Origin of the sequence: Neobacillus sp. (assembly GCF_031988165.1) — a bacterium.
Classification (GTDB): Bacteria; Bacillota; Bacilli; order Bacillales; family Cytobacillaceae; genus Neobacillus; species Neobacillus rhizosphaerae.
In genome coordinates this window covers 82,682-97,994 of the sequence record NZ_DALZYO010000003.1, presented here as the reverse complement: position 1 = coordinate 97,994, position 15,313 = coordinate 82,682, and the positions used below count along the sequence as shown (strand labels likewise).

At 37.2% G+C, this 15,313-nt stretch carries 14 protein-coding genes; 8 read left to right on the top strand and 6 right to left on the bottom strand.

What is annotated here, in order from left to right; all coding sequences use genetic code 11:
- Positions 1 to 241 precede the first annotated feature (241 nt).
- Positions 242 to 667, top strand: coding sequence for a hypothetical protein (locus tag RTR43_RS02760; RefSeq protein ID WP_312469490.1), 426 nt, complete (start codon positions 242 to 244; stop codon positions 665 to 667).
- Between the two features lie 143 nt (positions 668 to 810).
- Here the strand turns inward: RTR43_RS02760 and RTR43_RS02755 are convergent, their stop codons facing one another.
- Positions 811 to 1,791, bottom strand: coding sequence for a proline dehydrogenase family protein (locus RTR43_RS02755; protein ID WP_312469488.1), 981 nt, complete (start codon positions 1,789 to 1,791; stop codon positions 811 to 813).
- A 175-nt stretch (positions 1,792 to 1,966) separates the two neighbouring features.
- Between RTR43_RS02755 and RTR43_RS02750 the strand changes: the two genes are divergently transcribed.
- Both RTR43_RS02750 and RTR43_RS02745 read left to right on the top strand, forming a co-directional pair.
- On the top strand, positions 1,967 to 2,755 hold the full coding sequence (locus RTR43_RS02750) for a hypothetical protein (protein WP_312469485.1): 789 nt from the start codon (positions 1,967 to 1,969) through the stop codon (positions 2,753 to 2,755).
- Between the two features lie 4 nt (positions 2,756 to 2,759).
- Positions 2,760 to 3,224, top strand: a complete 465-nt coding sequence (locus RTR43_RS02745; protein ID WP_312469483.1) for a hypothetical protein — start codon at positions 2,760 to 2,762, stop codon at positions 3,222 to 3,224.
- Between the two features lie 48 nt (positions 3,225 to 3,272).
- On the opposite strand, the gene RTR43_RS02740 is transcribed toward RTR43_RS02745, so the two are convergent.
- The gene (locus RTR43_RS02740) at positions 3,273 to 4,121 is read right to left on the bottom strand and encodes a hydrogenase small subunit (RefSeq protein ID WP_312469482.1); all 849 of its coding nucleotides are present in this window, start codon (positions 4,119 to 4,121) and stop codon (positions 3,273 to 3,275) included.
- A gap of 497 nt (positions 4,122 to 4,618) precedes the next feature.
- Here RTR43_RS02740 and RTR43_RS02735 point away from each other — a divergent pair, with 497 nt between their 5' ends.
- Positions 4,619 to 5,095, top strand: a complete 477-nt coding sequence (locus tag RTR43_RS02735; RefSeq protein WP_312469481.1) for a hypothetical protein — start codon at positions 4,619 to 4,621, stop codon at positions 5,093 to 5,095.
- 28 nt (positions 5,096 to 5,123) lie between these two features.
- On the top strand, positions 5,124 to 5,621 hold the full coding sequence (locus RTR43_RS02730) for a hypothetical protein (RefSeq protein ID WP_312469480.1): 498 nt from the start codon (positions 5,124 to 5,126) through the stop codon (positions 5,619 to 5,621).
- A gap of 57 nt (positions 5,622 to 5,678) precedes the next feature.
- Here the strand turns inward: RTR43_RS02730 and ftsZ are convergent, their stop codons facing one another.
- From ftsZ to RTR43_RS02715, 3 genes are all read right to left on the bottom strand, one after another.
- Positions 5,679 to 6,899: a cell division protein FtsZ gene (gene ftsZ, locus RTR43_RS02725; protein WP_312469478.1), complete on the bottom strand. Its 1,221-nt coding sequence runs from the start codon at positions 6,897 to 6,899 to the stop codon at positions 5,679 to 5,681.
- 202 nt (positions 6,900 to 7,101) lie between these two features.
- Entirely contained in the window at positions 7,102 to 8,412 is a 1,311-nt protein-coding gene (locus RTR43_RS02720) for a DUF4139 domain-containing protein (RefSeq protein WP_312469477.1), read from the bottom strand.
- Between the two features lie 225 nt (positions 8,413 to 8,637).
- Positions 8,638 to 10,179, bottom strand: a complete 1,542-nt coding sequence (locus tag RTR43_RS02715) for a DHA2 family efflux MFS transporter permease subunit (RefSeq protein ID WP_312469475.1) — start codon at positions 10,177 to 10,179, stop codon at positions 8,638 to 8,640.
- 549 nt (positions 10,180 to 10,728) lie between these two features.
- On the opposite strand from RTR43_RS02715, the gene RTR43_RS02710 reads away from it, so the two are divergent.
- On the top strand, positions 10,729 to 11,412 hold the full coding sequence (locus tag RTR43_RS02710; RefSeq protein WP_312469474.1) for a YdeI/OmpD-associated family protein: 684 nt from the start codon (positions 10,729 to 10,731) through the stop codon (positions 11,410 to 11,412).
- Between the two features lie 124 nt (positions 11,413 to 11,536).
- Here RTR43_RS02710 and RTR43_RS02705 read toward each other — a convergent pair whose 3' ends face one another.
- Positions 11,537 to 12,694 carry a glycerate kinase gene (locus RTR43_RS02705; RefSeq protein WP_312469473.1) on the bottom strand — a complete coding sequence of 386 codons (1,158 nt, stop codon included), beginning with the start codon at positions 12,692 to 12,694 and terminating at the stop codon, positions 11,537 to 11,539.
- A gap of 234 nt (positions 12,695 to 12,928) precedes the next feature.
- On the opposite strand from RTR43_RS02705, the gene RTR43_RS02700 reads away from it, so the two are divergent.
- Both RTR43_RS02700 and pabB read left to right on the top strand, forming a co-directional pair.
- Positions 12,929 to 13,552 (top strand): anthranilate synthase component II, encoded by a 624-nt coding sequence (locus tag RTR43_RS02700; protein ID WP_312469472.1) that lies wholly within the window; start codon positions 12,929 to 12,931, stop codon positions 13,550 to 13,552.
- Positions 13,521 to 15,263, top strand: a complete 1,743-nt coding sequence (pabB, locus tag RTR43_RS02695) for an aminodeoxychorismate synthase component I (RefSeq protein ID WP_312469470.1) — start codon at positions 13,521 to 13,523, stop codon at positions 15,261 to 15,263. The genes RTR43_RS02700 and pabB overlap by 32 nt, the downstream gene beginning before the upstream one ends.
- Positions 15,264 to 15,313: the final 50 nt, after the last annotated feature.

Here is a 15,313-nt window from a genome sequence, read left to right as displayed (position 1 = left end):
AAAAAGATTTCTTCACGCCTAGCAGTATCGAGTAAGATTGTTACGTAAACACAGAGACCTAACTCAATCAGCCTGTTGCGTAATTCTTTATTTTCGACATACATCTACATAAACTGAATTGAGCCAAGCAACGAGGACATTAATATGTTATAATAAAACTATCATTTTAATTTTTATATGAATGTTGTAATCCACATGTTCAACTTGGATACTGAAATAAAATGTATAAAGGAGTTTATTCATGACAAATTCAATCGAAACAGTTTATTTCTTAGAAAATCCTGAGAAGAATATTGTTAAATTTGCAACGGGTACCCAGCTGCGCTATGAGGATATTATTAAAGAGGTTTTTGGTGTAGCTAGTATCAATGATTTACAAATGATGATTCAATATAACAAGGGTTTTCAGAATAGCATTTGTAAAAGCCACGGGATTAGCGAAAAGAAGATTACTCTTGATAAAATAATTCGGGTCGCATCTAAAATGGATATGATTCGATTAAAAAAAGACTTAATTGATAACAAAAGAAATAATATAGATGACTTGCCTATCGAAGCAAACATCCCTATTACCTGCCCTTTTGATTCCATCATTAAACTGCAAGAAGGTATATTCCAATGGGATGACAATAATTTTTCCTACAACTCGGTAAATTCTGGTGCCTAACGCCTTTGTGGTTATAACAATCAACCTATAAAGGCAAGGTGCCTTTTTTATATTAGAAAGAAGATATAAAAAACCGCTAGAGATTATTTTCTAGCGGTTTTTTAGTGTCATCGTTTTCCGTAACCAGATGCTAATTGGTAATATTATTTTCGTCTTTTATTCTTCTTTGTCATTCTTCCTAATAAGAATGCTCCTGCTGCAACTCCAATGACAGTGTTCGTTTTTTTATTAAATACTTGCTTAGCTACTAAATTTAAGTTTTGCGGTCTTTCTGCTAGACGTCTCATGAAATAACCATACCAATCATTTCCAAAAGGAACATAAGTACAGAAATTGTAACCTTCACTAGCTAGTTTTAATTGAAGCTCTTTTCTAAAACCATAAAGCATTTGAAATTCGAATTTTTCATTTGGAATGTTGTTCTTTTTAACAAACTCTTTCAAATGGCTGATAATTTTATGATCATGTGTGGCAATCGATGTGAATTTCCCGTTTAACAGATGCCATTCAGTAATCTTAATAAAGTTAGCATCAATATCCTTTTTGTCTGGGTAGGCAATTTCTTCAGACTCTTTATAGGCACCTTTTACAATACGGATGCGGAAATTTTTATATTTTTCGAGATATTCTTTTGCTTCACGGAAATAGGACTGAATTACGGTTCCGACATTATCAAATTCCAATGAAAGATCGTCTAATAGATCAAAAGTTGGCTCCAGGTGGCTGAAGTCCTCCATATCGATATTAACAAAAATACCATAACTGTCAGCTCTATCAACAATTTCTTTTACGTTGTTCAAACAAAAAGTATAATCAATATCCAGCCCTACTTGTGTCGGCTTTAAGGAAATATGTGCATCCACTTGATTCGCATGAATCGCTTCAATCACCTTAAGAATTTGTTCTTTAGCTGCTACTGCTTCTTCTTCTTTGAAAACAAATTCTCCTAAATTATCGACGGTACAAGAGATTCCCTGGGAATTTAGCTCTTTAATACTTTTGATGGCTTCTTCTATATTGGTTCCGGCTACGACAGATTGCGCCCCCAATTTTAAACCATACTTTTTAGCTGTACTATTAAGTAATTGATTTTGGGATAAGCCCATGAAAAAATCTTTCAACATAGCGATTTCTCCTTGCGATTAAATTTACAATATTATTATAGCATACGCTTTCAATAAAAATTATTTTGCGAATATTTCCAATATAAAATATTAAAAAAAGTGGAGTTAGGCACTATTTTGTTAATTATATGGATAATATATAGTTAATTAGATATTTAGGGAGCCTCTGCCTTTTATGGAAAACTATACGAATAATAATACTGCAAGACGATATAAAGCTCAGGTGAGCATTCTCGGCACCACTCAATTACATCTTAGGAATCCTTATATTATTGGTTGGTGGTCTGCTGCATTTCCAGGATTTGGCCATCTTCTTTTATCAAAATATATTCGCGGATTTGTCCTTTTTATTTGGGAGGTCGTTATTAACCTCCAGGCACATGTGAACCAAGCAATGATTTACTCTTTTCAGGGGAAAATCGACATGGCTAAAGAAGTTTTGGATACAAGGTGGTTATTAATTTATATCCCTGTATATCTTTTTGGCATATGGGATAGTTACCGTACTACTGTTGATATGAATCAGGTGTATCTATTAGCAAAACGAGAGAACCATCGATATAATACCTTCAGTCTAGGTGCGATGGAAATTAACTACTTAGATAAGCGAAAACCGAGTACTTCAGTTATTTGGACTTTATTTATGCCGGGTTTGGGTCAACTCTATAACCATAGAATTATTACCGCACTATTTATCATCGTATGGTCTGTTATCTTTTTCTACAAATCCTGTGTACTTGAAGCAGTTTCTATGCTTTTTTTAGGGCAGGTTCACCAAGCCACTAATGTTTTAAATGCTGAGTGGCTGCTTTTTTTACCCTCTATTCATATCTTTTCCATTTATGACTCGTTGGTTACTACAGTCGAAAATAATAAGCTTTTTGAAGATGAACTGCGAAATTTTTTGAAAATGAATTATCAACATGCTAGTTTCGTCATTCAAAAAGGGAAAAAAGTGATGTGATCAAATGCAGATATTCTCAACCTTTGAAGACACTGGATATTTAGAATTAGCCATTTCTTTATTAGAAGAAAAAGGGATAAATAAGAAAAATATTTTTGCCGTTCCACTTGATAATCGCCAAGCAGACAGAAAAATCTTTGATACACTCCATCGTTCGGATGGAATTTCTCTCGTGGATCTTGCGATGGCATTAGCCACCGCATTTTCCGTTATTTGTGCCAGCATCGGCTTCATTTTATCTTGGGGTCCTATATATTGGGGGTTAATTGGTGCTTCAATCGGATTTGTTTTAGGATTAGCTATCAAACTTTTTATCATAAAAGTAGTTAAAAAGCAACATAACCAATTACATGGTCAAAAGAGTGAAGTCATCTTAATTATTGACTGCGATGAAACAAAAGCAGAATTCATCGAGGAAATCCTTTGGGATCACCTGGCAATAGGGGTAGCAAAGATTGTCAACAAATAACAGGAATAACAAGGTGTCAGGCACCAATAGAGCCTGACACCTTGTTATTCATTTACTTTTCCTTTTTCCGCAAAATCCTCCTTTGTCCCAAAAACCATTTTCAGAGCAGCCGATACAAGAGAAACCCGCTGCAATACAACGGTCATAACCAATCGATTCGCAAGCATTAAAGGCTGTGGGACCTTTACATCCTAATTTAAACAAGCAATAACCTTTCCGGGCTCCCTCATCGTCGTATGACTCAGCAAATAATTTTTGATCAAAAAAGGCTTTACGGTGACAGGTCATATGGACGGTTTTCTGATAAAATGCTTTTGGACGCAACTTTTTATCAAGCTCAGGCAGTTCTCCATGAAAATGGACATGTAAAAGTGTCCCAATAATGACCTCTGGTATGGGCGGACATCCTGGGACTAACGCTACAGGTACATCTTCTGGAAGAACAGCCCTGATATCTACTGCATTTGTTGGATTAACACCTGCGGCAGGAATTCCACCCCAAGCAGAACAGCTTCCAAAAGCAATTACAGCTTTTGCATTTTTGGCAGCCTCGCTGATTTCATCGCGGACGGATTTACCTGCAATCATTAGGAATTCATCACTTCCGGGTATACCTCCCTCAACCGCAAGTACATATTCCCCCTGATACTTTGCAAAAATCGACTCCTTATGTTCTTCAGCTTGGTACCCACTTGCCACTGAGAGAAGTTCACTATACTCTAAGGAGATAAAATTTAGAATCGTATCCAATGTTGTTGGTTCAAAGGAACGGGTAAAAGCTTCTTTACAGCCTGTACAATCGAGAGCGCTTATCCAAATAACAGGAAGACGTTTGTCCGTTTTATCGAGCATATCTTCTGTAACGTTGATTGCTTCTAACCAATTGTATGTAGACATAGTTTTAATCTCCTTCATCGGGAATGTCTTTTTCGGATATATTGTTCAGCATTTCACAAATAGGCATTTATGCCAATCTCTTGTCCATGTTTCAAGTACCCATATCTGAAGTGTATTACTTAAATTAAGCTTTTGTCCATGTGTTTTAAAAACGTTTAAAAAATGTTCTTTAAACTGTTTTTAGCGTGTAAATGTAGAAATTAAGATGGTGTAAAAGGAAAAGAAAAGTATTTTGTCATTAATTAATGTTTACATCCAGGTGTGTTAAGGAGTTTATTAAATCATCCTTTCACAGTTTTCTTAATCCACTGCTTCCATCTTCCCTACTCGTTGCTTCAATTTTTATTTATTCTTCTATTAAGCTATCCATTTCGTGGGCTTAAACAAAACATTTGGTATGAGGACAGACTCTCATTGAATATTTTTAACTATGGCTAAATTCACTTAAAAAACATATAAAAAAATCTTCAAATGCAAAGGGGGGGCCAATTACAATTATGGGGATAGCCCACTATCTTGATCCCATTGAGATAGCGTTAGACAAAGGAATGGCAGCCAAAGAAGTCGTTTGCTCTATTACAACAGGATTTCGATCGATTCCATCCTTACGAAATGCACCAGGCCTTAATCCCTACCATGCTACTGTTGCGGATATAGGCTACGGATTTGATGCAGTACGCGGAACGATTCAACGGCTCCGTAATGGCGAATCCATTTCTCTTGTAAAAGAAATGCTTGTATTTGACCTTGATACACTGCGAATTAGTGAACAACAACTAAAACCAAATTTTTACCTAGTTGCAAAAGAGGCAGATGCAAAAACCCTCTATTTGATTAACACAAGTCAGAACCTCCACCAGGAAATGGCTGATAGGATCAACGAAGCCATCAAATATGGTAAGGTCTTCCTTGGAGCTGAATGGGTAACGATACTTAACCGGGTCCAAACCGTGCAAGCAATCCCTCGTCTATAGTAAATTTTAGGAAAGGGAGTGAATCACTATGCCGCAAATGAGTGAAGCTGAACAACAGCATTTGTTAGATTGGTGGACAGCCACGAAGTCTGGTACATTAGTGGTTCAACGGTTAGTTTCATTAATAACAGAACTGAGGTTACACCCTGAATCAAGTCGTGCTGATGGGATGATCCTATTTTATCGGGCTGCGTCAGAGATATCATACGGTTATGCAGGGATGCGGGGGTGTATCCGTCGAGCCTTTACAAATGAATATTCTGACTTTCTCAGGAACAATATGGTGAGGTGCCACGGCTTTGCCCAGAAATTTTCTGTTGATACGAAGGTACTCCTTGAACGTGTCGCCAAACAAATAACTGGACAAAACGCGTTACAATTAGTAGACCGTATTCGCGAGACATTAATCGAAAATGACGTACAGTTAAAGGAAATCGAGGAAAAAGCTAATTTTTTTTTTGGGAAAGATACCTTCCTTTCCATGCAAAAGAAGGTAATGCAATCTATCACACTACCAAATAAATAGTAGTGAAAAAAGGCTACCAAGTAGTCCTTGGCAGCCTAGAGCTTGAAATAAAAGTAATTATTTTGATCTTCTATTACGATTTCGCAAGAAGGTAGGGATTTCCAGAGAATTATCTGGCTGTTCCGAATCGCGGGCAGTCAAACCCATCAACCCTTTTGGCTTGTTCCATTGCAGACTATTATCAGACACCTGTTCCTCCAACGCTTGCCGCTGCCGGCCATAATGAACACTTGGTTCCCCAGAAATAATCCTTTCACGACTTGAGTTAGCTTGTGAGTTTGGACTTGACTTTCCTTCCCTTGAAGAAGGAGAAGATGAACTTTCCTTGTCTGTGAAGCCAGTGGCAATGACTGTAATCATAATTTCATCTTTTAAGCTTTCGTTAATAATGGAACCGAAAATCATGTTTAAATCCTTGTCTGCAGCAGATGCCACAATATCTGCTGCCTCTTGTACTTCAAACAGACTTAAATTGCTGCCGCCTGTAATATTCATTAACACCCCTTGAGCTCCGTCAATGGAGGTTTCAAGTAATGGACTAGAAATAGCTCTTTTGGCTGCCTCAACTGCACGTCTTTCACCCTTTGCGACCCCAATTCCCATTAAGGCAGTCCCTTGATTAGACATGATTGTTTTCACATCGGCAAAATCAAGGTTGATTAATCCTGGGATAGCAATTAGATCAGAGATGCCCTGTACTCCCTGACGAAGAACATTATCCGCTTCGCGAAATGCCTCTATCATAGGTGTTTTTTTATCAACAATCTGCAATAGACGATCATTAGGAACAATAATTAAGGTGTCGACCGCTTCCCTCATACACTCAATTCCGCTCGCTGCATTAACCCTGCGCTTATGCCCTTCAAATCCGAACGGGCGAGTAACAACACCAATCGTGAGTGCTCCCAACTTGCGAGAAATTTCTGCAATCGCAGGTGCTGCCCCTGTACCCGTACCGCCACCCATTCCAGCTGTAACAAAGACCATGTCTGCTCCTTTTAGTACTTCTTCAATCTGCCTTTTGCTCTCTTCCACTGCCTTCCTGCCTATTTCTGGATCGGCACCTGCTCCTAAACCTCTTGTTAATGTTGCCCCAATTTGCATCTTAATCGCTGCTTTTGATAGATTAAGTGCTTGGGCGTCGGTATTCACCGCAATAAATTCCACACCTTGAACTCCGCCTTCAATCATTCGGTTTACCGCATTATTCCCACCACCGCCAACACCGATTACCTTAATTTTAGCTACTTGATCTATGTCCATGTCAATTTCCCACATTTAATATCCCTCCTAAAGTCCGGTCACTATATTAAAACCCAATGACTTTTTCAAAATTAATAGTTTTACATAAAACACCTTTATCTAAATATTTTACCAATATAATAGAGTTTTTTATATAGTACTCTTGACATTCCTTTAAAAAAAATGCCAAGGAAGCTCCATCTAGCTAGTTGGATTTTTCCTGGCATTTCATTTCAAATTAATCCTCTGACTTCTTAATTTCCATATAAATGGAGCGATCGCTGGTTATTCCGAAGCTAATGGTTTTCTCTTCGCCCGCTGATACATCAGCCCAAAATTCGATATGATTTGTGTCAACTTCTTTAAATTCATCTGTTGACTCCTCAATCTTCCAAAACCTCTCACTGATATAATGGTTAATCTTAATCAGTGCGTTTTCACTTTTTCTGTTTTTCAAAATGTACTCATACTTCTCATATTCATAGTTTTTCATTTTATAGCGTTTAAGGATTTTGCTTTCACAAACAATATCGAAGGCATTTCCAATATATAATGAGACTTTTTCATCCTTCGCTGTGTGGGAAATGCGATCTTCGCCGATAAATTCGGTGTTGTTCTCATCTGTATCCTCTTGGTAGACTTTAATTTTTCCTTTAGGTAAGGGAATTCCCATATGATTAGCCACTGAATTCTTGATTTCGAGCATTACTTTTGGATGATCACTGTAAGAATCAAACTCATAATAACGTTTGAACACTCCATTTTCAACTTCGATAAACTTAATTTGCTTTTCCTGATTATCTTTTAAAGTAGTAGTTCCTCTTAACGTATAAATATGGTAGTCTGCAAAGGACTTTTCCTCAAAGTTTTCTTCCATCCTAGTGCGGCTATAAAGAACTGGTTCAATATCGTCATCTGCAACCTCTTCAACTCGGTTCACATCCCCTGCCAATACTTTCAACTTTGCTTCATGAAAAGCAGTCCCAGAATTATTTTCAATCTTTATCCAGCCAGCTAGGTCAAAGGTGTCATTTTTGAGGTTAAGCACATAATTCGATTCCCAGCTCATTCCTTTTGTTAAATATGAAACATTGATTGTTTTCGTATTTGAAGCTGCTACTTTCCATACTAGTGCAGGCTTAACAATTAATTCATCTGGGAGCTTTGGTAAAATAATCTCACCTGATGGGTCTAAAACAATCTCCTTTGTCGCTGCATTTTCTAAAACGATACCGCCACTTACACTTAGCAAGCGGTACTCTGTTTTCTCATTGGTCTTCAAATCCTGTAAAAAGACAGTCCGGTCAATATACTTTTCCATCAACTTGAACTTATCGACTAAATCAAAATCATAATTCAACTCTTTCACTTCAACACCAGACACAATGATGGAATCGGTTTCAATTTTTTTCGCAACATCTAAATAATGAACAATGGTCTCATTCTCCTGTGGTAGGAATTCTCTCGTTTCTTTCACAACAGCAAAGTTGTCATTATAAATCGTTATTGATAGGTTTTGAGTATTGGATAATGAAGATTTGTAAACCATTTTTATACCTCCATTTAATTGGATTTAGAATAAACAATTAAAAGCCCGTCCCTTGGAAATCTACCATTTCAAAAAATTTACTATTTTGATAAAAATTTTACCATATTTTTCATAGACATGAGGTGGTATTTTTGTACGGACATAAAAAAAAGCCCTCAGCAATTCGAGGACTTCTTTCGAAAACAATATCGTCACAAAATAGAAAATAGTGTCAGGCACCACACATTAATTCTCTACCAATTTCGATCCTATATTTTTCACAGAAGGTTTGGAAGGTGTACCTCCAATTGGATCTTCTGCTTGTTTTGCCCGTTTGATAAAGAAGGCAAGAGCTAGCGCAACGCCTGCAATAAAGGTAGCAATGAGGAAGGAATAGTTGATTCCATTTAACATTGCCTGTGCCATAATCTGCTGCTTCATTTCAGCAGGTGAAACAGAAGTAGTTGGATGCAGTGCCATTTGTTTCATCGCTGCCGCTCCAAGTTCTTTTGCCTGCGATGCTGTACGATTGGTCATAATTGTAACCAATAAAGCTGTTCCAATTGCACCCGAAACCTGGTTCATTGTATTGTTCATCGCTGTACCATGTGGATAAAAACGTCTTGGAAGCTGGTTTAGCCCATTTGTCGATACAGGCATCATAACCATCGACATTCCAAAACTTCTCACAGAGTATAAAATAATCAGGTGGGTATACGTTGTATGCAGTGTTAATTTGCTAAAGAAATAGGTTGTTACGACCATTATAGCTAAGCCAGTAACGGCTAAAATACGTCCGCCGATCTTGTCAAATAGTTTTCCTGTAACAGGTGACATGAAGGCCATCAAAATTGCTCCAGGCAGCAGCAATAGTCCGGCATCCATTGGTGAAATCCCGCGAAGGGTTTGTACATAAATTGGAAGTAGCAACATACCGGAAAACATCGCCATATTCACAATCATCGAAATGACAGATGATAAAGCAAACATTGGGTATTTATAGATTTTGAAATTAAGCATCGGCTGTTCTTGCTTTATCTGACGCAGGATAAACACGGTCAACGAAATGATTCCAACAATGATTGTCCCATAAACCTCAGGGCTGTCCCAGCCTTTTTTACCGGCAGAACTAAAGCCATATAGAATACCTCCAAAACCGATGCTTGATAAGCTTAATGAAAGTAAATCTAAGCGAATATCCACTTTATCCTTTTTATCTTTCAAGGTGAAGAATCCAATCAATACAACTAAAATGGCAATTGGTGTGACAAAGTGGAAAAGCATTCTCCAGTCGTAGTGTTCAATAATCCAGCCCGATAGCGTTGGACCTATTGCCGGTGCGAACATTAATATTAATCCGAAAACCCCCATGGCTGCTCCCCTTTTTTCGATCGGGAAGCTTACCAACATGACATTCATTAAGACTGGCATCAAGATCGCTGAACCAGAAGCCTGCAACATCCTTCCAGCTAATAAAATAGGAAAAATATGAGCAAACCCCGCAATAATCGTTCCAATTGTAAATAAACTCATCGCCAATAAAAATAGGTGGCGGACAGAAAACTTTTGAATTAAGAATGCGGTTGTTGGAATTAAAATCCCGTTCACCAACATGAAACCTGTGGTCAACCACTGCACGGTTGATGCTTCAATGTTTAAATCCTTCATTATTGAAGGAAGGGCAATATTTAATAATGTATTATTTAAAAATGCAATAAATGCTCCAATCATTAACACCGCAATAACTCCATACGGTGGACGATCAGTCTTTTTAACGGAATGATCCATTTTTGTTCCCCCTTAGACATGTTGTTCATTATCTTTTTCTGTAATCTCGATAGACAATAAAACATATCATATACCTTCAGTTCAAATTTTGCAATCAAAAAATATCGAGTTAATTAAAGGTTTTTTGAAATTTCTATGATAAATCCTATGAAATTTATACTTCAAGTCTAATGAAAAATCATAGGTAAAAATGGGCCTACAAGGCTGCTGCTATTCAGCAAATATTGATATTTGTGGAATTCTCTAAAGGGGCATATAATCATTATTCTTTATCTATAAACAATTTTTTAATCGCTTGATTTACAAAAAGCTAACACGACCCGATATAAATTACTAATTATGTGAACAGAAAAAAGCCCACATGTGAACTGGCTATCTCCAAAGTCTGGACCTAATTTGCCTATTTCATTGCTGACTACGGCAAAGGACATTTCAGATTGACAAATAAAAACGGCTAAGGTCTTATTCGTTCAATTGCTTTTTTCAAATACATAATCAATTGATATAATTTCACTGAAAATATAAAATAGGGGAAAAAGAATAGGAGTAATGAAAGTGAATTCACCGAAAAGCATTATCGAAAAACTAAATTTAAATAAATATCCTCGGAAGTTAATTCTTCAAAAGCCTGAAGAAATGGATGATTTCAATGGAATGGAATATGACTCAACGATCAAAAATGGAAAATATGATCTTATCTTTATTTTTATTTTTGGCCTAGAGGAATTTTCAAACCATTTGCTGTCAGTTATTGAAAAACAATTATTAGAGGAAAATGGATACTTATTCTTTGCCTATCCGAAAAAGAATAATCCTATCTATAAAGAATACATAGATCGTGACAGCTTCTTTCAAGCAGTTCCTATCGATGAGGAAGGTTATATGCTTGAAAGTAACATAAAATTTTCTCGAATGGTAAGTCTAAATGATGTTTTTACTGTGATCGGTTTGAAGTCCGCACCAAAGAAGACGAAAAAAGCGGCCAGCGCCAAAAATAGCCAATGTGTGGATGACTACATTGTCCATATAGATGATATTAAGAACTATTTGAACAAAAACGAGGATTTACTAAGAATCTACACCGAATTAACCTTCGGGTATCAAAAGGATTGGGCACGCTACGTTTACAGTGCCAAAAAGGTTGAAACTCAGGAAAAACGATTACTTGAAATGGAGACCATTTTAGGAGAAGGTTATAAATCCATGGAGTTGTTTAGGCGGCAAAGGAAATAGAATATAACATAGTTATAGTGCCAACAATTATTTAACAAATGGAAAAACACATGGGTTTTCTTACAATTCCCATGTGTTTTCATACTTTTATCATGTTAGAAAAGTAAAAAAAGCAGTCAAAAAATTAGTAGCATCCTCTATTTATGAATTTTTGTTCATTTTTTAAAATACGGCATATATTCTCTGCTGCAAATTCTAAATTGGTTGCACCAGCTTTAAGCGCTTCTTCTAAAGTAGAAACTCCAGGTAAGATTCCAACAATGGCAGTAAATCCGTGATCATATAATGAATCGACACCTTTTCCAATTCTACCAGCAAGCGCGATTACAGGTACTGAATGTTTCTTAGCAATCGTTGCTACTCCAAAAGGTGTCTTTCCAAATAATGTTTGTCCATCAATACTGCCCTCTCCAGTAAAAACATAATCTGCACCCTTTATCTGTTCCTCAAGTCCGGTATATTCGATGACCAGATCGATACCTTTTTTTAGATGAGCATTTAAAAAGGCGGTTAAACCTGCACCCATTCCCCCTGCAGCTCCTCCACCTACCAAATGGGTAATATCTTTGTTCAGGACTTGGTGGATTACGTCAGCAAAATGGGCTAAATTTTGATCTAGTAGTTTCACTACCTCTGGAGTTGCGCCTTTTTGCGGTCCAAATACCGCTGATGCACCGTTTTCACCAATTAATGGATTAGTTACATCACAGGCTACATCCATTTTGATCTTTTTAATTCTTTCATCTAATCCACTCAAATCAATCGTGTGCAATTGATGTAAAGCACCACCGCCGAATGGTAGTTCTTCACCGTTCTTATTTTTAAAGGTGACCCCAAGGGCTTGGAGCATTCCTGTCCCGCCATCATTGGTTGCACTTCCGCCAATTCCAATTAAAATTCGGCTCACACCCTTATCAAGTGCATGTTTGATTAATTCTCCCGTGCCATAAGTTGTTGTCAGTAATGGATTTCGATCCTCTGGTTTGATTAATTCTAGTCCACTTGCACTTGCCATTTCAATAACAGCTGTATGCCCTTCATTTAATAGACCATAGTCTGCAACCACCTTCTCACCTAATGGTCCAAGCACTTCGGTTTTAATAATTTCCCCATTCGTCATACTGACTAATGATTCAACGGTTCCTTCCCCACCATCTGCCATAGGAACAATTACACAATCCGCATCAGGAAAAACTTTCAGTATTCCTTTTTGCATTGCCAGGGCAGCATTTTTCGCCGTCATACTCTCTTTAAATGAATCTGGTGCTAAAACAAACTTCATAGCATTCTGTCCTTTACATGTATTAGAAATTAATAAACCCTTGAAAAGATTAGAGTTACCATCCAGCCATCCTATTGATTACAGATAACACCATTAATTATAATTATTTTTCCAACAATGGTAAATCACGCCTGAATCAGTTTTTTCTATACAAGTTCCTCAATAATAAGGTTTAATAAAAGAGATAAACTATTCACAAAACACATTCATACGAAATGGAGCCAGTGTAAAACCGTGATATTAGTAATTGATAACTATGACTCATTCACGTTCAATTTAGTCCAATACATCCGAAAAATTGGCGAAAAGGTCATTGTAATTCGTAATGATCAGCTCTCGCTAGACGATATAGAGAAGATGCAGCCAGATCATATTCTTATTTCTCCAGGACCAGGTAATCCTGATTCTGCCGGTCTATGCTTAGATGTGGTAAAAACGTATTATCAGAAAATCCCTATTTTAGGTGTCTGCCTCGGACAACAAATTATTGCGCAAGCCTTTGGTGGGATGATAAGAAAAGCATTAAAACCGATGCATGGAAAAGTCTCACTTATTAGACATGATCAAAATTATATTTTTAATGATATACCTACACCCATACAGGTAACCAGATATCATTCATTAATCGTGGATGAAGCTTCCCTTCCTCCATGTCTTGAAATTAGTGCGAGAAGTGAGGATGGTGAAATTATGGCAATCCGACATAAGCAATTTAGAGTTGAAGGAGTTCAATTCCACCCCGAATCCATCTTGACGGAAAAAGGATTACAAATGTTAGAGAATTTTTTTATCAAATCAAAGGTAGATCAGGAGGTATATAAAAAAAATGAAGCAGCAACAGCCTCACCTATCTTTTGAATTTGCCGATTCCAACGGTGAAATAAAGCCGCTTACATTTCAAAATCCAATCAAAGTGATCATTGCGCATACAATCGACGAAGTGATACCGAGCTTTCAACTTGTTCAGGATGCGGTTGATAACGGTTATTATGCTGCAGGATTTATTACATACGAAAGTGCGGCTGCATTCGATTCTGCCTATAGAGTTAAGGAGGGAACTAGCTTACCGCTGTTATGGTTTGGGATTTTTCTAGAGCCAACGCTTCAACCACTTAGCCATACTGGGACGTATTCACTCACAGAATGGAAACCAACCGTAAATATGGATGAGTACAATCAATCGATTTTATCGATTAAACAATCGATTGAAAATGGCGATACATACCAGACAAATTATACGATTCGTCTTAGCTCCGATTTCAAAGGAGACGATATTGCTTTTTTTGAGAAACTGAAAAGAGCACAAGCATCCAATTATTGTGCTTACATCAACACTGGCAATCATAGTATTTTGTCTGCGTCTCCTGAATTGTTTTTTCACTTGGATGGTGACAAAATTACCACTCGACCGATGAAAGGAACAATTAAAAGAGGAAAATCGGTTGCAGATGATGAAGCAAACGCTAAATGGCTTTATCATTCAGAAAAAAATCGCGCTGAAAATCTCATGATTGTGGATCTGCTGCGAAATGACTTAGGCATCATCGCCGAACCTGGTACAGTTAACGTTCCAAAGCTTTTTGAAATTGAACATTATCCTACTGTACATCAAATGACTTCAACGATTACAGCAAAGGTTTCTGCCAATACGAAACTCGTTGATATTTTTAAAGCACTTTTTCCTTGTGGATCCATTACAGGTGCTCCAAAGATTAGTACAATGAACATCATTTCAAACTTAGAAACGTCAGCACGGGAAGTTTATTGTGGGGCGATTGGTTTTATTTCACCAAATAAAGAAGCCATTTTTAATGTACCAATTAGAACCGTATTGATTGAACATCAATCTGGGATAGCCACCTATGGAGTTGGCGGAGGAATTACTTGGGATTCAACTACCGAAGATGAATATCAAGAAATCATGACGAAGGCAAGCTTACTTGAAGAAAACAGACCGGAGTTTCAATTATTGGAAAGTTTATTAGTAGACAGGGGGGAGTTTTTTTTATTACAAGAACATCTTAATCGCCTGAATAAGTCAGCCCAATATTTCGGTTTTTCATATAATTCAGAGGGCGTCAAAAAGGCCTTACTCGAGTTTTCAAGTCAAAATAATATTGGGGAGTTAAAAGTTCGACTCCTTTTGGAAAACGATGGGAACATCACCATAGAAGGAACTCCTAGCAACAAACCGCAGGCTCCTCTGAAGGTAATGCTCGCCGACAAACCAGTAGAAAAAAACAATCCCTTCTTATACCATAAAACCACGAACCGGGATGTATATGCTCAATTTCAAATGTGGAAGCCTTCAGCTGTTTTCGACGTGCTCCTATGGAATGAAGACGGTGAGTTGACTGAATTTACGAATGGAAACGTGGTCTTGGAAATAGATGGATCATTATGGACGCCACCTTTAAATAGTGGCTTATTAGCTGGCACCTTTCGAGAAATGTTACTTAAAAATGGAAAAATTCACGAAAAAACACTAACAGTTGTAGACTTACAAAAAACCACGAAAATCTGGTTTATTAATAGTGTTCGGAAATGGCTGCACGTTCAGTTAATATAGATGGAATATCAGAATACGCGAATTTACTTCTTACCCATGTGATAGACCCA